This is a genomic window from Mycobacterium sp. (assembly GCF_965229265.1).
Taxonomy (GTDB): Bacteria; Actinomycetota; Actinomycetes; order Mycobacteriales; family Mycobacteriaceae; genus Mycobacterium.
In genome coordinates this window covers 573,814-589,641 of the sequence record NZ_CBDDIY010000010.1, presented here as the reverse complement: position 1 = coordinate 589,641, position 15,828 = coordinate 573,814, and the positions used below count along the sequence as shown (strand labels likewise).

The window sequence follows — 15,828 nt, the reverse complement described above, 5'->3', positions numbered from 1 at the left end:
GGAGCAGCACGTCGTGACGGCTCCATCCCAACGCGCCTGGAGGCGCATCCGGCCCGGTCACCGGTGCGCGGCGCGGGCGGCGGGAGAACTGGCCAGGTAGGCCACCGCCTGCGCGGTCGAGCCCACCTCCTGCGGCGAAAACCCCGGGCGGAAATAGGTCAGAGTGGTCCTGCCGAACAGGGTGCGGTACTGGGGGAGCAGCCCGAGCTTGGAATCTCGGGCCCGCAGCCGCTGCGTCTGCCACCAGCCCAACCGCGCCTGGGGATCGGTCCGGCACAGATACCAGACACCGCGCTGGAAGAACCCGGCCAACATCGTCACCGCCAGCGCCATCGACCGGATCCGGTCGAGGTAGCTGTCGTGGAAGTACACGGCTACGTCGTGGGCGACGTGGCGGTGCTCCACTTCTTCGCTGCCGTGCCAGCGGAACACATCGGCCATGGTCGGGTCGGCATTGTGCTCATCCCAGGCGCAGTTGAGGGCGAAATCGCCCAGCACCGCGGTGTAGTGCTCGATCGCCGCGATCAGCCACAAGCGGTCGCAGAGGTGATTGAACCTGCGCCGCGGGTCGGTGGCGGTGCCGGGCGACAGGACGTGGGCGAAGACATGGTCGACCTGCCGCAGGATCGGCGCCGGATCGACCCCCCGGGCGATCATGAACTCCTGCAGGATCTTCTCGTGGGTGTCGGCGTGGGTGGCCTCCTGGCCGATGAAGCCCCGCATGTCCTCGGCCAGCCGGGAGTCCTTCACCAGTGGCAGCGCCTCGTTGTAGGTGGCCACGAACCAGCGTTCGGCGGCGGGCAGCACGACATTGAGCAGCCCGATCATGTTCGAGGCGACCGGGTGTCCGGGAATCCAGTGCAACGGCACGTCGGTCAGGTCGAAGGCGACCCTACGCGCTTGGATCTGCACCGGGCCCGGATCGATCTCGTCACCGACGTGGCCTGGACGCACCATGCCAGAACCTCCCCAGTTCGCGGGTCCCGACTGCGGAGAAGTCTAACCGAGCGGCAGTGTCAGCCGACCTGAGTGGGGGTGACCGTGACGACGCCGGGCGCACCGGCGGTCGGCCGGCCGCCGCCGTCGGCAGGAATCGGAGGCGCGCTGCCGACGGAGGTGGCCGGGGGCGCATCGGGCTGGGCGGCCGCGGTGCAGTTCAGCATCAGCTGCATCTTGCCGCTGGCCAGGAATTTCTGGCTCTGCACGATGCACTTGGCCTGCGGCACTTCGCTGCCCACCGAGCCGCCGAACACCGTCGACACGCCCTGGGCGTGCAAGATCGCGACCGCCTTGTAGTAGGGCTCGCCGAGGATGTTCAGGGTGCCGCCGGCGTTGGGGTCGGCGCTACTGGATCCCATGCTGAGGGCGGCCGCTGCCGAACCCGCAGCAAGCGCGCCGGCGGCCACCAGGATGAGCCTTTTCACTCCAACCTCCGTCTGTGTCTTCGGTCGAACATAGCGCAGAACGCGTGGAGAACTCGTCTGAGCAGATCCCACCAGCCTCTTGCGACCTCTATCGTCACAACCGGTGCCGGATGTTTCATCGGGGTGCGCCGAGGTCGACGTTTTGGCGCGATGTACTCGCACTTTCACGCCCAATCGTTGGTTTGGGCGTGAAGCGAACGCGGGGGTCAGCCGCCGTTTCCGCGCAGGATCTCCTCGGCGCACCGCAGCCGGGTGTGGCCCGTTTCCTGCATGCAGATCCGAACCGGAGACTCGTTCTCCACCGGTAGTGGGGCCGCGGGCGACGACGTCACCAGCGGATTGGGGATCACGTCCTGCTGCAGCGACCACAGATAGCGGTTGGTGAACTGCAGCCGGGCGCAGTACGCGGTGGCCCCGTCGGCGGTGGTGCCGGTGGCACCCGGCTCACTGCAGTTCGACCCGATCACCGCGGTCGGAGCCTGCTCGACGGTGCTGGTGACGACGCTGCTGCTGGTGGGCGTGGTCGTCGTGGTCGTCGTAGTCGTGGTGGTGGTGGCCGGTGGTGGTGGCGGCGGTGCGGCCTCGCTGGCTGTCGTGGTGGTGGCTGTAACAGTGCCGTCGGCGGCGACGGTCTCACCGCGGTCGCGACCGGCGACGAACGCGACCGCGACCACCACCAGCAGCAACACGAGCAGCGCGGGCAGGAGCACCGCGGGCCGCAGCCAGGACCTGCTGGGCGGCGCCGGCGGCTCAGTGCCCAGCGGCGAGGCATCGGTGATCGGCGTCAACCGGGTGGCATTGCCATCGGCGTCGGCCAGGACGTCACCGGCCAGCGGCGTGGTGATCTGGTGGCCCAGCGCACGCGCGAAGTCCACGCACCGGTCGTAGCGGTCGGCTGGATTCTTCGCCAGCGCCTTGCCCAGTGCGGGGTCGAGGTTGGCCAACTCGGGACGGCGCTCGGCCAAGCTGGGCGGTGAGGCCGTCAGGTGCTGGCTGATCACCACCGCCGGGTTGGAGTGTTGGAAGGGCGGCTGGCCGGTCAACAGGTGATAGGCGGTGGCGGCCAGGGCGTACTGGTCGGCGCGGCCATCCAGGTCGCGGCCCATCAGCTGTTCGGGGGCGGCGTAGGACACCGTGCCCACCGTCATGTTCGTCTGGGTCAAGCCGCTGGCGTCATTCGACCAGCGAGCAATTCCGAAGTCCGCCAAAAGAATTCGCTCCTCGCCGGACTCCTGCCTGGACACCAGGATGTTGGCGGGCTTGACGTCGCGGTGCAGCAGATGGCGTTGGTGGGCGTAGTCGAGCGCCTCGGCGACCGCGGTGACGATGTTGAGCACTTCACGCTGCGGCAGGCCGTTGGGGTACTTCCGGAGCAGGTCGGCGGCATCGGTGCCGTCGACGAAGTCCATGGCGATCCACAGCTGGCCGTCGAATTCGCCGCGATCGTGCACGCCCACGATGTGCGGGTGCCACAGCGTCGCGGCCATTTCCGCCTCGCGATCGAACCGCGCCCGGTACTCGGCGTCGTTGCTGACCGAGGGTGGCAGCACCTTGAGCGCATCGCGGCGGGGCAGCCGCGGGTGCTGGGCGAGGTAGACCTCGCCCATGCCACCTGCCCCGAGCAATCGCAGGATGGTGTAGCCCGCGAATGTCTCGCCCTCGGCCAACGGCATGGGTTGATCCTACAAATGTCCAGGCGGATCGGGTCCGGGGCGCGCGCGGGCCGTCAGCCGACGCTGACGCCCAGGTCCCGGCGCCCGTCGGGCTCGGCGTAGCGAGCCAGGCAGTCGCGGGTGCTGGTGTGCAGCGGCGCCAGCGCGCTGTCGGTGACACCCAGGACCCGCAGGCACGCGTCGGCGACGTGCCGCGGCAGCGCTGTGCGGTCGGGCTGCGGGGGATGGGTCCACATGTTGACCAGCGACTCGACCAGCCGGAACGGCAGGTCGGCGGCATCGTCGGCAATACCGGTGACCGCCAGGATGGCCCGGCTCAGGTCCAGGTAACCCAGCCGCAGCCGTTCGCGTTCGGTCCAGAACGTCGCCAGCCGGGCTTCGCGCAGTTCCGGCAGGAGGTACAGCGCACCGAGGTTCCAGCGCGAGGTCAGCAACTGGGCACCGTCGAAGGCGGCCAGCGCGTGCAGACGCTGCTCCGCCGACAGCGGGGGATCGACCTGCCGCAACGCCGACAGGAACCCCAGCGTCGGGGTGACGGTCTGGTGCAGCAGCGCCGAGAGCAGCTCGTCCTTGGTCTTGAAGTAGTGGTAGAGCGACGCCTGCCGGATGCCGACCGCCTCGGCGATGGCCCGGGTGGACGTGCTGGCGTAGCCGCGGGTGGTGAACAGTTCCGCCGCGGCGTCGAGGATCTCCTCCCGAGCGGTCGTGCCGGGCCTGCGTCGTTCGGTCAAGCGCGGGCGCCCCGCCCGCGTCGTCGCCATGTGTCCGATGGTTACCCACACCACCTGCGAAAAGACAGGGCTCGGGATTTTCTGTCACACGACAGAAACGCGGGATACCTATCGGTTACGCCACGGCAAGGTTTGGTTACGCCAGCGATACCCACGGCGACACCGGGGCCGCAAAACTGTCAATCGACAGGCTGATGGCTCACCGCTGAGCGCATCCTCGCGACCTTCTCACCTCACGGGAGACTCTCCGATGGCGAGCGCCGCAAGTGTTGCGCTGCGACCCGACGCCCCGGCGGCGACGCCGGACGGCGACGTGGTCGCCGCGGTCGACGATCTGCGCGTCACCTTCCGCCGCAACGGACGGGACGTACACGCGCTGCGCGGCGTATCGCTGCGCATCACCCCCGGTGAGATCATCGGGCTGGTCGGCGAATCCGGTTCAGGTAAAAGCGTGCTCGGCTTCAGCATGCTCGGCCTGCTCGGTGCCGGCGCCAAAACCGAGGGCAGCGTGCGGATCTGCGAGACCGACATGCTCAGCGGGGCGGCCAAGCAACTGCGCAAGGTCCGCCGCCTGGACCTCGGCGCGGTGTTCCAGGACCCGATGACATCGCTGAACCCCACGATGCGGATCGGCAAGCAGGTCGAAGAGGTGGCCGGCAGCAGCGCCGAGGCGCTCAAACTGCTGACCGCGGTCGGCATCCCCGAGCCCGAACGGCGAATGCGGGCCTACCCCCACGAACTGTCCGGCGGGCTGCGCCAGCGGGTGATGATCGCCATCGCGGTGGCCGGTGACCCCGAACTGATCATCGCCGACGAACCCACCACCGCACTCGATGTCACCGTGCAGGCCCAGGTGCTCGCCCTGCTGCAGCGGCTGCGCGCCGAGATCGGCTGCAGCATCGTGCTGATTACCCACGACCTGGGTGTCGCCGCCCAGATCGCCGACCGCATCGCCGTCCTCTACGCCGGCCGAATCGCTGAAATCGGACCCACCGCAGAGGTTCTCGCCGCCCCCGCGCACCCCTACACGCACGGGTTGCTGCAGTCGCGGCTGACCCTGGACACCGCCCGCGACCGCCCGCTGGCCGCCATGGCCGGCCAGGTCCCCAGCCCGAGCGCGCCACTGCCGGGGTGTGCCTTCGTGCCGCGGTGCGCCCTGGCCCGACCGGAGTGTTCGACCACGCCGCCGGTCCCGGTCGCGGTCGCGGAGAACCGGGTCAGCGCCTGCATCGTCGCGTCCGACGAGATGCGGGCCGAGCTGGCCGCGGTCATCGCTGCCGAAACCGAGGCATTCGCCGACCGGCAGGACACGGCCGAGCAGCCGCCGGCCGTCGACGCCCGCGCCGTCACCAAAGCCTTCACCGTGCGCCGCCGCTGGCTTGACCGCTCGGCGCCCAAGCAGAGCAAACTCCAGGCGCTGCGCGGAGTGTCGCTGACCGTCGCGCACGGCGAATCCGTGGCCCTGGTCGGTGAGAGCGGCTCGGGCAAGTCCACCCTGCTGCGCATCATCGCCGGGCTGGAGACGGCCACCTCCGGCCAGATCGAGCTGGCCGGCGACCAACGCCCGCAGATGGTGTTCCAGGACGCCGGCGCCTCGCTGACGCCGTGGCTGTCGGTGGGCGAACTGATCGGAGAGCGGTTGCGCGGCACCGACATGTCGCGTTCCCAGCGTCGTGACGCCGTCGCCGCGGTGCTCGAGCGCGTCGGCCTGCCCGCTGAGGTGGTGAAGTCGCGGGCCGCCCAGCTGTCCGGCGGTCAGCGCCAGCGGGTGTCGCTGGCGCGGGCGACGGTGATCCCGCCGCAGGTGCTGCTGTGCGACGAGCCGACCAGCGCCCTGGACGTCTCGCTCGCGGCGTCGGTGCTCAACCTCATCGGGGAACTGCGCCGGAGCCTGGACATGTCGGTGGTCTTCGTGACGCACGACCTGTCGGTGGCCCGGGTGGTGGCCGACCGCATCGCGGTGATGTACCTGGGCCGAATCGTCGAGATCGGGCCCGCCGAGGACGTCATCGGACGCCCGACCCATCCCTACACCCAGGCGCTGGTCGATGCGATCCCCGATCTGGGCCGGGACTGCCGGGTGCTGGCCGGCGAACCGGCCAGCCCACTGTCCCCGCCTACCGGATGCGCCTTCCACCCCCGGTGCCCCATCGCCATCGACACCTGCAGCGACAGTGAACTCGACGTGCGGCTGGAGGGCATTCCGGGCAGCCCCCATCAGGTCGCCTGTATCGAACGAAAGGCGCGCTGATGGCCATCGCACTACCGGTACCGGCGCTGCTGCGCAGCCGCGAGAAGCGGATGCTGGCGTTGGCAGGAGATCGTGCGACGGTGCTCAATTGGCTGGGCGTGTCGTTGATCCTGCTGGTCACCCTCGTTGCGGTCGCGGTGCCGGTGCTGGCCCCGCACGACCCGCTGATACCGGTAGGCATGCCGCTGCAGGCACCCGGCAAGGACGGTTTCCTACTGGGCACCGACAGCGTCGGGCGCGACATCTTGAGCCGGGTGCTCTTCGGCATCCGCTCCAGCTGGTTCGCCGCGCTCGTGGTGGTCGCGGTGGGACTGCTGATCGGCGGGCTGATCGGGCTGATCGCCGGGGCGGCCGGCGGCTGGCTGGACGCCACCCTGATGCGCATCACCGACGCGTTTCTCTCCCTTCCTGCACCGGTTCTCGCGATTGCGGTGGTCGCCGCGCTCGGACCGGGCTTCGTGCACACCCTGATCGCGGTGTCGATCGTGTGGTGGCCGTTCTACGCCAGGCTCGTTCGCGGGGAGATCGCCCGGTTGAAGGCGCGCCCGCACGTCGAGGCCGCCCGGCTGGCCGGCGTCGGACCCATCCGGGTTGCGGTGCGCCATCTGCTGCCCGGCGCGGTGCCCAACGCGCTGGTCGCGGCGAGCCTGGACCTCGGGACGCTGATCCTGACGCTGGCCGCACTGTCCTTCCTGGGGCTGGGCCAGTCGGCGCCGGCTCCCGAACTCGGCGCCGACGCCGCCCGCAACCTGAGCTACTTCCTGCAGCAGTGGTGGGTCCCGGTGATGCCCGGCCTCGGGGTGCTGGTCCTGGCGCTGATCGGCAATATCGCCGGCGACAGCCTGCGCAACCTGATGAAGACGAGCTAGGAGGCAGTCGATGAAGACGTTCGTCGCCTCTCGGGTGGCGGCCATGGCGGCCATCCTGGTCGCCCTGACCGCGGTGATGTTTGTGCTGCAACATATTTCGCCGCTGGACCCGGTGAAGGCCCAGATGGGCGCGCAGGCCTCGGCCAGCGCGGTCGCCGCTCGCCGCGAGGCGCTGGGCCTCAACGACCCGATATTCACCCAGTTCTGGCACTACCTCACCGGCGCGGTGCAGGGCGACCTCGGAACGTCCTACCGGACAAGGCATCCGGTGGCCTCCGACCTTGGCTCGTTCTTCCCGGCCACCCTGGAGCTCGCGCTCTACGGCCTCGGCATCGCGTTGCTGCTGGCGGTGCTGCTGGCCTTCAGCACCACCCTGAAGTGGCGGGGATCGGCTGTGCTGCGCGGCATCCTGTTCACCGGCTCGTCGGCGCCGATGTTCCTGCTGGGCATCCTCGGGCTGATCGTCTTCTACCAGAAGCTGGGCTGGGTGCCGGCCAACGGACGCATCGGGATCAGCAACCCGCCGACCGGTCCCACCGGCCTGCTGACCGTCGACGGGCTGCTGGCCGGACGCTTCGACGTCGTCGCCGACGCACTGCACCACCTGATCCTGCCCGCGCTGGTGATCGCGCTGGGCCCGGCGGTGGCGATCGGCCGGGTGCTGCGCTCGAGCCTGCTCAGCGACATGGACAGCGACTACGCCCGCACCGCGCGGGCCAAGGGCCTCTCCGAGGGCCGGATCGTGGCCGAGCATGTGCTGCGCAACTGCGTCGGCTCCGCGTTGTCCATGACCGGCCTGCAGGTGGGACTGATGTTCTCCGGCGTGCTGGTAGTCGAGCAGGTCTTCGGCTGGCCGGGCATCGGTCAGTACATCGCCCAGAGCATCCCCGTCGCCGACTTCCCGGCCATCGCTGGCGTGACGCTGATGCTCGGTGCCCTCTACGTGTTCATCAATACGGCCGTTGACCTGCTCCAGGCCGCCGCAGACCCCCGCATCGCAGTTACAGGAGGATGAATCTGGTGCCGAAACAGCCACTGATCGTGGGCAACCCCGTTCTGGTCGTCGTGGACATGCAGGAAAGCGGCGGGATGCCCGCCGACGAGATGGGCATCGCCCACATGCCCGGCTACGACGGCCGCATCGAGGTGGCCGAGCGGTTGATCGCATCCGCGCGCACCGCGGGGATCCCCATCGTGTTCTTCCAAGAAGTGCACCGGCCCAGCGGCATCGACTTCGGGCGTGAACTCGACGGCACCGAAGGTGCGCACTGCATCGACGGCAGGCCCGGCACCCCGCTGCACCCGCGGCTGCTCCCGGACTTCGACGGGCCCAACCACGAGTTCCACATCGTCAAGCGGCGCTACTCCGGTTTCATCGGAACCGAATTCGAGATCGTGTTGTCCGGGCTCAAGGCCGACACGTTGATCCTCGTCGGTGGCCTGACCAACGTCTGCGTGCACTACACCTTCGCCGACGCACACCAGCGCGACTTCTATGTGCGGGTGGTCTCCGACTGCGTCGGCGGCTCCTCGGTTCCCGCGCACGAAGCCGCCCTCGAGGCCATGGAATACCTCCAGGCGGGCGCGGTGCGCACCAGCGATGAGATCCTCGCCGCCTTCTCGTCTATGACCACCCCCGTTCTCGAAGGAGCCGCTCGATGAAGAAAATCCGTACCCTCGTCGCGATCGCCGCTACCGCGGCCCTCACCGTGACCGCCTGCGGCGGATCCAATTCGGGCGGCACCAGCACACCCAACGCGGCGCCGACCGACAAGGTGCTGCACCTGTCGTTCCTGCAGGATCCGGGCCAGCCGCCAGACCCCGATATCTACTACGCGGGACAGGGTTTGCTGCTGACCACGAACACCTACGAAGGCCTGCTGCAGTACAAGGCCGGCACCGACAAGCCGGAACTGCAGCCGCTGCTGGCCACGGAGTGGACCGCCTCACCGGACAACAAGGTCTACACCTTCAAGCTGCGCGAGGGCGTCAAGTTCCACGACGGCACCCCGTTCACCTCCGCCGCGGTCAAGGCCTCCTTCGACCGGCGCGCGGCAGTGAACCAAGGACCCGCCTACATGGTCACCGACATCGACTCGGTCACCACACAGGGTGACTACGGTGTCACCGTCACCCTCAAGGCACCCAACTCCGCGTTCCTGGACTACCTGGCGTGCCCGTACGGGCCCCGCATGCTCAGCCCGGAGGGCCTGAAGAAGAACGCGGGCAGCGACAATGCGCAGAGTTACCTCACCAACCACGATCTGGGCACCGGCCCCTACACGCTGACCGCCGCCGAGGTCGGCTCGAAATACGAGCTGACATCCTTCCCGGAGTACTGGGGTACCAAGCCCTATTTCGAGAAGGTGGAGCTCCCGGTGATCACCGACGTGTCGGCGCAGCAGCTGCAATTCAACAACGGTCAGCTCGCGGCGATCCTGCATGACCTGCCGTCCTCGGCGGTGCAGTCCTACCTGGACAACAAGTCGTTCGCGAACTACTCGCTGCCGACCATGATGTCGAACTTCGTCTACATCAACCCGAAGAAGGGAATGATGACCGACGCCAAGAACCGCAACGCGGTGATGCAAGCCGTCGAAGTCGACGAACTGGTCAAGCAGACCTACTTCGGCCGCGGCAAGAAAGCCGAGCAGATCTACCCGCCGAACGTGATGGCCCCCGAGTTCGGCAAGCAGTCGGTGACCCATGATCCGTCCGTGCTCAGCGGGATCGCGGCGGGTCTGCCTGCCGACCAGAAGGCCGTCACCATCGGCTACGACTCGTCGAACCCCGATAACCAGTTGATCAGCAACCTGCTTCAGACTCAGCTGGCCGCGGCCGGACTGACAGCCAAGGTGCAGGCCTATCCGACGTCGGAGATCTACGGGTGGGTCGGCGGCGACGGGCAGTCCGCGCCGGAGATCATGACCTATCTCGGGTGGCCGGACGCGCCGTCGCCCTACACCTGGGGCCACATCTCCTGGGATGCCGACGGTGGCCTGAACTTCTTCGGCTGCTCGGCGCCCCCGATCACCGACGCACTGGCCAAGGGTCTGCCGACCGGTTCGGACGCGGACTTCTCCGCGGCCGGCGAGGAAGCGGTCAAGACGGGTTGCTGGCTCAACATCGCTGACGTCAACGACTTCATGGTCGCTCAGCCCTGGCTCAAGGGTGTCGAGCAGGCACACGTCGTGACCGACCCGAACTCGCTTCGCCTGGCCGCGCTGTCGGTCGGATAGCCCGATGGTGCTGGGAGACGGCGTGGGAAAGGCCGGGGTTCGTCGGATCGTCCTGCTGACACTGGGCTGGGAGGAGTTGCCCAAGTCGGTGTCGGTGTACGGGGCGCCGCCGGAATTGCGGATGCGGGAGCCGGTGCCGGGTGTGCTGTTGCAGACCGACGGCGGTTGGGTGTTGCTCGACACCGGCTTCAACACCGCCCTGATCCGGGATCCGGCGCTGTACCGGCGGTTCTTCCCGACCGTCGAGTACATCCCGGTGCTGCCCGGCCCGGGTGAGCCGATCGAGGAGTCGTTGCACGACATCGGGATCGACGTCGACGACATCCACGTCGTCGCGCTGTCGCACCTGCATCACGATCACTCCGGCGGCCTGAAGCTGTTCGCCGGTAAGGTTCCCGTCCACGCCCAACGGCGCGAGCTGGAATACGGTCTGTCGAATCATCCCGAGCCGGAACACCATGCGATCAACCGCATCGACTTCGACGACCCGCGTATCGACTGGGTGCTGGCCGACGGTGAAGCGCAGATCGCGCCGGGGATCACCGCGGTACCGACCTACGGGCACACGCCCGGGCACCAGAGCTTCGTGGTCGACCTCGACGGGTCGGTGGGCGGCGGGGGATTCGTGTTCGCGTTCGACGCCGCCGACCTGACCGAGAACATCGAACACGAGCTGGCCATCGGCGGATTCATCGATGTCGACCCGGCCGACACGGTGGAGCCCATCCGGCGGCTGAAGAGGCTGGCCGCCGACAAAGGCTACGAACTGGTTCCCGGGCACGATCCGCACGTCTGGCCGGAGCTGACCCACCGGTTCGAAGAGCGGTTCGGCCCGGTGCGGCCGCGGTGAGTGCGTTCGCCGTCGACCACGTGATCCGCGCTCCGCGCGCGGTGATCGACGGGGTCGTCCAGCCTGCCGCAATCGGGTTGGCCGACAGCATGATTCGAGTCATCGGCGAGCTGGACGCGGTGTTCGACAGCACGGCCGAGATCGTCCTGGGGCCAGATGTGGTGCTGCTGCCCGGCTTGGTGGACACCCACGTACACATCGACGAGCCAGGAACCGATTGGGAGGGTTTCGCCTCTGCCACGGCGGCGGCCCTGGCCGGTGGCATCACCACCGTGGTGGACATGCCGCTGGACAGTGAGCCGGTGACGACGACGGTCGCCGCCCTGGCGGCCAAACGGTCAGCGGCCGAAGAGATGTGCCGCGTCGACATCGGGTTCTGGGGCGGCATCATCCCCGACAACCTCGCGGCGTTCGGCGAGCTGGCCGCCGCCGGGGTGCTCGGATTCAAGTGCTTTCTCTCCGAATCCGGCAACCCGCACTTCCCGCCGCTGCACCCCGAGCAGTTCCGCCGGGCGATGGGCGTGGTCGCCGAACTCGACTCGGTGCTGCTGGTGCACGCCGAAAGCGCCCGGGTGCTCGAGGGCTGCCCGCCCGCGGCGGGCCGCGACTACGCGGCCTTCCTGGCGTCGCGGCCCGACGCCGCCGAGGAAGACGCCGTGCGCATGGTGCTCGACGGTGTCGCCGAGACCGGCGCCCGCGCCCACATCGTGCACGTCTCAAGCGCCCGGGTGCTGCCGATGATCGCGCAGGCCAAACGTGCCGGACTTCCGGTGACCGCCGAAACATGTCCGCATTACTTGACTTTCGCCGCCGAGGATATCGCCGACGGCGACACGGTGTTCGCCGCTTGCCCGCCGATCCGCGGCGCCGCTAACCGCGAGCTGCTGTGGGCTGCGCTGGCCGACGGCACGCTGGACATGGTGGTCTCCGATCACTCGCCGTGTGCCGTGGAACTGAAAGATCTCGACGGCGGCGACTTCGGCCGCGCGTTCGGGGGGATCAGTTCCCTGCAGTTGGCCCTGCCCGCGCTGTGGACCCGGGCCCGCGATGCCGGGTTCGGGCTGAGCGACCTCTGCCGGTGGATGGCCCAGGCGCCCGCGGAGCTGGCCGGCCTGCCCGATCGCGGGCGGATCGCCGCCGGACGGCGCGCCGACTTCTGCGTGTTCGACCCCGACGCCCAGTGGGTGGTGCGCGTCGAGGACCTGCTGCACCGGCAGCCCGTCACCCCCTACGACGGGGTCACGCTGACCGGTGCGGTGCGGCAGGTGTGGCACGGTGGCCGCCTCGCCGGTGAGGACAGCCGCGGCGAGTTGGTGTCCGCCCCGGCCCGTACCAGGCAGCCGGTATGAGGATCCTGGTGCTCAACCCCAACACATCGGTGACGATGACCGCCGAGATCGCCGCCGCTGCCCGGGCCGCGGCCGCGCCGGACACCGAAATCGATACGGCGCAGCCGTCTTTCGGGGCGGTCGCCATCGACTCGGCGGCCGAGAGCTATCTGTCGGCGGTGGGGGTCATGGACGCGATCGCCACCCGGCTGGCGGCGGGAACCTTCGACGCTGATGCGGTGGTGCTGGCCGGTTTCGGTGAACACGGCAAGGACGCCCTGCAGGAGATGCTCGAGGTCCCGGTGCTCGACATCGCCGAAGCCGCCGCCCACGTCGCGCATCTCATCGGCAGGCGGTTTTCCGTCATCACCACACTGGCTCGCTCGATCGCCCCCATCGAAGACCGGTTGCTGCTGGCCGGGTTGGCTTCGCATTGCGCCTCGGTGCGGGCCTGCGGTCTGGGCACCGCGGAGGTCGACGCCGACCCGGACGGCGCGGTGGCCGCGATCGTCGCCGAAGCCGAACGTGCGGTGCGCCAGGACGGGGCCGACGTCATCTGCCTGGGCTGTGCCGGGATGGCCGGTGTCACCGCGGCGATCTCCGATGCTCTCGGGGTTCCGGCCGTCGACGGGGTGGCCGCCGCGGTGGGGCTGGCCCAGATGCTGGTGGGTCTGCGGTTGAGCACCAGTAAGGTCGGGGCGTACGCGGCAGGTCCGGACAATGCCCGCACCCACTGGCCACTGTCACGGGCGTTGGGCACATGACCATCGAGCGGGATGCGGGGCTGGATCTGGCCTGCCGTGCCGTCGGCGGCAGCGTCGTGGCGGCCAGCGACGAGTCGTTCGGGTTCAAGGAACGCCTGATCGACCCGGCACCGCCGAGCTTCACACCAGGAACCTTCGACCTGCGCGGTGAGGTGGTTGACGGCTGGGAAACCCGGCGGCACGCGCCCGCCGGCGACTGGGCGATCGTCCGGCTCGGGGTGCCGGGGCGGCTGCGCAGCATCGACGTCGACACCCGGTTCTTCACCGGCAACCATCCCACCGGCGCAGCACTGTACGGCGCCACCCTAGCGCTGGCCGACGACCCGTGCGACCCCGGCGTGCCGTGGCGGCAGCTGGTCGGCCCGACACCGCTGAAAGCAGACGCGCACAACGTGATTGCGGTCGACGACCACCGCCGTTACACCCACCTGAAGCTGGTGATCGCCTCCGACGGCGGGGTGGCCCGGTTGCGGGCCTACGGCGATCCTGTGCCCGACCCGGCGCTGTGGTCGGGTGTCACCGTCGAGGTGTCGGGAATCGAGCAGGGCGGGCGGGTCGAGCATTGCAGCGACACCTTCTACTCCGATGCCCGCGCCCTGATCGCCGCCGACCGGCCCCACAACATGGGCGCGGGCTGGGAGGCTCGGCGCCGCCGCGATATCGGACCCGACACCCACGACGCGGTGACGATCTCGTTCCTGACGCCGACCGACCTGCACCGCGTGGAGATCGACACCTCCTACTTCGTGTTCAACGCCTCCCGCGCGGTGTGTGTTCGCGGTACCCGCGACTGCCCGCGTTCCGGACGGCCCTGGTGGGCACTGTCCTACGACGAGGTGGTGCTGCCCCGCACCCGGCTTCTGGCCGACGCGCGGCAGGTGTTCGCGGTGGACGTCCCCGGTATCACCGCGATCAGGGTGCAGGCCTACCCCGACGGCGGCATCGCCCGGATCCGCGCGCTGGGCCGCCCCACCGAAGCCGGGATGCACCAGCTGCACGCCCGATGGGAGGCGGCCCGATGACGCCGATGGTCGCCGAGTGCGCCGGGCTGTGGCGACGCACGCTGCTCATCGAGGCCGACGGTTCACGAGACACCGGGACCAACGTCGTGTGGCTGCAAGGCATCTCGACATTCGTCGATGTGCGCGGGCCGGGGGCGGGCTTCGCCGGTCGGCTCGATCAGCGCGTCGACGTCTTCGAGTGGAACCGGCTCGTCGACCTGCAGCCGGCTGGCCCACCCGACGCCGGTCGGATGCGGTGGGACGGCGACACCCTGGTCGAAGTGGGCGTGCACGCCGACTACACCGAGCACTGGCACCGGGAGGGCGGCCCGATTCACCCGTGCTGGGGTTTGGTGCTATCGGCTCCCGAGGGTGGGATCGCCATCCTGGTCCGTGTCGGCCAACGCTTCGGCTGGGCCCACCGGCATCTGGGCGAGGCAGCGGCATCGCTGGGTGTGATCGATGAACGTGGCTGGCGGATCACCGATTCCACCAGCGTTGACCGAGTCGGTGCGGCGTTGCACCCCCGGTTGGCAGCAGGACAACTACGAGTCGACGACGACATCGCATGGGACGTCAGGGAAAGCGAAGGAAGCGTGACACTGTGAGTGGGGCGACATCATTTCAATCGGTTCCGGTCATCGATATCAGCGGGCTGCGGTCGCCTGATCGCGCGGATCGCGACCGGGTCGCGGGCGAACTCGGCGCCGCCGCCCGCGACGTCGGGTTCTTCTACGTCTCCGGAACCGCCGTCAGCGACGAACTGTTCGGTCGGCTGCTGGCCGCGACCAAGCAGTTCTTCGCGCTGCCGATGGAGGAGAAGATGCAGTCCTACATCGGTCTGTCGACCTGCCACCGTGGCTACGTGCCGGTGGGTGAGGAGGGCCTCTACGGCGACAAGGCCGATCTGAAGGAGGCATTCGACACCGCCCTGGATCTCCCCGCCGATGATCCCGACCATCTGGCCGGCAACCCGATGCTCGGACCCAACGTGTGGCCCGACCTGCCCGGCTTCGCTGAGACGGTCACCGAGTACTACCAGGCGGTGCTCGCGGTGGGTCAGGATCTGTTGTGGGCGTTCGCCGTAGCGTTGGGCGAGGACCCCGATACCTTCACCAGGCATGCCACCAAGACGCCCAGCCAGCTGCGGCTGATCTACTACCCGTACAACCCGGAGGCGCAGGACGCCCAGGGTATCGGGGCGCACACCGACTACGAGTGCTTCACGCTGCTCAAGCCGACCGCTCCCGGACTCGAGGTGCTCAACGGCGCGGGGGAGTGGATCGACGTCCCGCCGATCCCCGGCACTTTCGTGGTCAACGTCGGCGATCTGCTGGAGCTGTGGACCAACGGCGCGTTCGTCGCGACGTCGCACCGGGTCCGCAAGGTCAAGGAGGAGCGCTACTCCTTCCCGCTGTTCTTCAACGTCGACTATCACACGGTGGTGGAGCCGTTGCCGCAGTTCGCCGCTGCCGACGGCCCAGCCCGCGCACCGCTGGTGGCCGGCGAGCACCTGTTCGCGCAGACCGCCCAGACCTTCGCCTACCTGAGGTCGCGGCTGGACCGCGGGGAGTTGGTGTTGCCGGCGGGTTCCTTGGAAATCGGAACGTTCGGTCAGCAGGCGCTGCAGGCCAGAAACTGACCATGCCGGCCGCAGTGATGCGTTAGCATCCGGCTGACCAGCGATGACGTTGGCAG

At 68.9% G+C, this 15,828-nt stretch carries 15 protein-coding genes; 11 read left to right on the top strand and 4 right to left on the bottom strand.

Annotated features, from left to right (window positions below):
* Positions 1 to 57 precede the first annotated feature (57 nt).
* The 4 genes from ADBZ9K_RS04950 to ADBZ9K_RS04935 form a co-directional block, all read right to left on the bottom strand.
* The gene (locus ADBZ9K_RS04950) at positions 58 to 957 is read right to left on the bottom strand and encodes a metal-dependent hydrolase (protein ID WP_526618893.1); all 900 of its coding nucleotides are present in this window, start codon (positions 955 to 957) and stop codon (positions 58 to 60) included.
* Positions 958 to 1,016: 59 nt separating this feature from the next.
* Positions 1,017 to 1,424, bottom strand: a complete 408-nt coding sequence (locus ADBZ9K_RS04945; protein WP_526618892.1) for a hypothetical protein — start codon at positions 1,422 to 1,424, stop codon at positions 1,017 to 1,019.
* Between the two features lie 206 nt (positions 1,425 to 1,630).
* Positions 1,631 to 3,097 carry a serine/threonine-protein kinase gene (locus ADBZ9K_RS04940; RefSeq protein ID WP_526618891.1) on the bottom strand — a complete coding sequence of 489 codons (1,467 nt, stop codon included), beginning with the start codon at positions 3,095 to 3,097 and terminating at the stop codon, positions 1,631 to 1,633.
* A 53-nt stretch (positions 3,098 to 3,150) separates the two neighbouring features.
* A complete protein-coding gene (locus ADBZ9K_RS04935; RefSeq protein ID WP_526618889.1) occupies positions 3,151 to 3,858 on the bottom strand; it encodes a TetR/AcrR family transcriptional regulator in 708 nt (235 codons plus the stop codon).
* A 220-nt stretch (positions 3,859 to 4,078) separates the two neighbouring features.
* Between ADBZ9K_RS04935 and ADBZ9K_RS04930 the strand changes: the two genes are divergently transcribed.
* The 11 genes from ADBZ9K_RS04930 to ADBZ9K_RS04880 are packed head-to-tail and all read left to right on the top strand — an operon-like array spanning position 4,079 to position 15,772.
* On the top strand, positions 4,079 to 6,079 hold the full coding sequence (locus tag ADBZ9K_RS04930; RefSeq protein WP_526618888.1) for a dipeptide ABC transporter ATP-binding protein: 2,001 nt from the start codon (positions 4,079 to 4,081) through the stop codon (positions 6,077 to 6,079).
* The gene (locus ADBZ9K_RS04925) at positions 6,079 to 6,948 is read left to right on the top strand and encodes an ABC transporter permease (RefSeq protein WP_526618887.1); all 870 of its coding nucleotides are present in this window, start codon (positions 6,079 to 6,081) and stop codon (positions 6,946 to 6,948) included. The genes ADBZ9K_RS04930 and ADBZ9K_RS04925 overlap by 1 nt, the downstream gene beginning before the upstream one ends.
* 10 nt (positions 6,949 to 6,958) lie before the next feature.
* Entirely contained in the window at positions 6,959 to 7,963 is a 1,005-nt protein-coding gene (locus ADBZ9K_RS04920; protein ID WP_526618886.1) for an ABC transporter permease, read from the top strand.
* Positions 7,964 to 7,968: 5 nt separating this feature from the next.
* Positions 7,969 to 8,610, top strand: coding sequence for a cysteine hydrolase family protein (locus tag ADBZ9K_RS04915; RefSeq protein WP_526618885.1), 642 nt, complete (start codon positions 7,969 to 7,971; stop codon positions 8,608 to 8,610).
* The gene (locus ADBZ9K_RS04910; protein WP_526618884.1) at positions 8,607 to 10,187 is read left to right on the top strand and encodes an ABC transporter substrate-binding protein; all 1,581 of its coding nucleotides are present in this window, start codon (positions 8,607 to 8,609) and stop codon (positions 10,185 to 10,187) included. Before ADBZ9K_RS04915 ends, ADBZ9K_RS04910 begins: the two co-directional genes overlap by 4 nt.
* Before the next feature lie 4 nt (positions 10,188 to 10,191).
* Positions 10,192 to 11,037, top strand: a complete 846-nt coding sequence (locus tag ADBZ9K_RS04905; RefSeq protein WP_526618883.1) for an N-acyl homoserine lactonase family protein — start codon at positions 10,192 to 10,194, stop codon at positions 11,035 to 11,037.
* The gene (gene allB, locus ADBZ9K_RS04900; protein WP_526618881.1) at positions 11,034 to 12,386 is read left to right on the top strand and encodes an allantoinase AllB; all 1,353 of its coding nucleotides are present in this window, start codon (positions 11,034 to 11,036) and stop codon (positions 12,384 to 12,386) included. The genes ADBZ9K_RS04905 and allB overlap by 4 nt, the downstream gene beginning before the upstream one ends.
* The gene (locus ADBZ9K_RS04895) at positions 12,383 to 13,129 is read left to right on the top strand and encodes an aspartate/glutamate racemase family protein (protein ID WP_526618880.1); all 747 of its coding nucleotides are present in this window, start codon (positions 12,383 to 12,385) and stop codon (positions 13,127 to 13,129) included. Before allB ends, ADBZ9K_RS04895 begins: the two co-directional genes overlap by 4 nt.
* A complete protein-coding gene (locus tag ADBZ9K_RS04890; protein WP_526618878.1) occupies positions 13,126 to 14,151 on the top strand; it encodes an allantoicase in 1,026 nt (341 codons plus the stop codon). Before ADBZ9K_RS04895 ends, ADBZ9K_RS04890 begins: the two co-directional genes overlap by 4 nt.
* A complete protein-coding gene (locus ADBZ9K_RS04885; RefSeq protein WP_526618876.1) occupies positions 14,148 to 14,738 on the top strand; it encodes a hypothetical protein in 591 nt (196 codons plus the stop codon). Before ADBZ9K_RS04890 ends, ADBZ9K_RS04885 begins: the two co-directional genes overlap by 4 nt.
* Positions 14,735 to 15,772, top strand: a complete 1,038-nt coding sequence (locus tag ADBZ9K_RS04880) for an isopenicillin N synthase family dioxygenase (protein ID WP_526618874.1) — start codon at positions 14,735 to 14,737, stop codon at positions 15,770 to 15,772. The genes ADBZ9K_RS04885 and ADBZ9K_RS04880 overlap by 4 nt, the downstream gene beginning before the upstream one ends.
* The last annotated feature ends 56 nt before the right edge of the window (positions 15,773 to 15,828 follow it).

Bases quoted from the DNA above. Each gene is read 5' to 3' on its own strand.
- ADBZ9K_RS04950 (WP_526618893.1), bottom strand. From the start codon at position 957: ATGGTGCGTCCAGGCCACGTCGGTGACGAGATCGATCCGGGCCCGGTG.
- ADBZ9K_RS04940 (WP_526618891.1), bottom strand. From the start codon at position 3,097: ATGCCGTTGGCCGAGGGCGAGACATTCGCGGGCTACACCATCCTGCGA.
- ADBZ9K_RS04935 (WP_526618889.1), bottom strand. From the start codon at position 3,858: ATGGCGACGACGCGGGCGGGGCGCCCGCGCTTGACCGAACGACGCAGG.
- ADBZ9K_RS04930 (WP_526618888.1), top strand. From the start codon at position 4,079: ATGGCGAGCGCCGCAAGTGTTGCGCTGCGACCCGACGCCCCGGCGGCG.
- ADBZ9K_RS04925 (WP_526618887.1), top strand. From the start codon at position 6,079: ATGGCCATCGCACTACCGGTACCGGCGCTGCTGCGCAGCCGCGAGAAG.
- ADBZ9K_RS04920 (WP_526618886.1), top strand. From the start codon at position 6,959: ATGAAGACGTTCGTCGCCTCTCGGGTGGCGGCCATGGCGGCCATCCTG.
- ADBZ9K_RS04910 (WP_526618884.1), top strand. From the start codon at position 8,607: ATGAAGAAAATCCGTACCCTCGTCGCGATCGCCGCTACCGCGGCCCTC.
- ADBZ9K_RS04905 (WP_526618883.1), top strand. From the start codon at position 10,192: ATGGTGCTGGGAGACGGCGTGGGAAAGGCCGGGGTTCGTCGGATCGTC.
- ADBZ9K_RS04895 (WP_526618880.1), top strand. From the start codon at position 12,383: ATGAGGATCCTGGTGCTCAACCCCAACACATCGGTGACGATGACCGCC.
- ADBZ9K_RS04890 (WP_526618878.1), top strand. From the start codon at position 13,126: ATGACCATCGAGCGGGATGCGGGGCTGGATCTGGCCTGCCGTGCCGTC.
- ADBZ9K_RS04885 (WP_526618876.1), top strand. From the start codon at position 14,148: ATGACGCCGATGGTCGCCGAGTGCGCCGGGCTGTGGCGACGCACGCTG.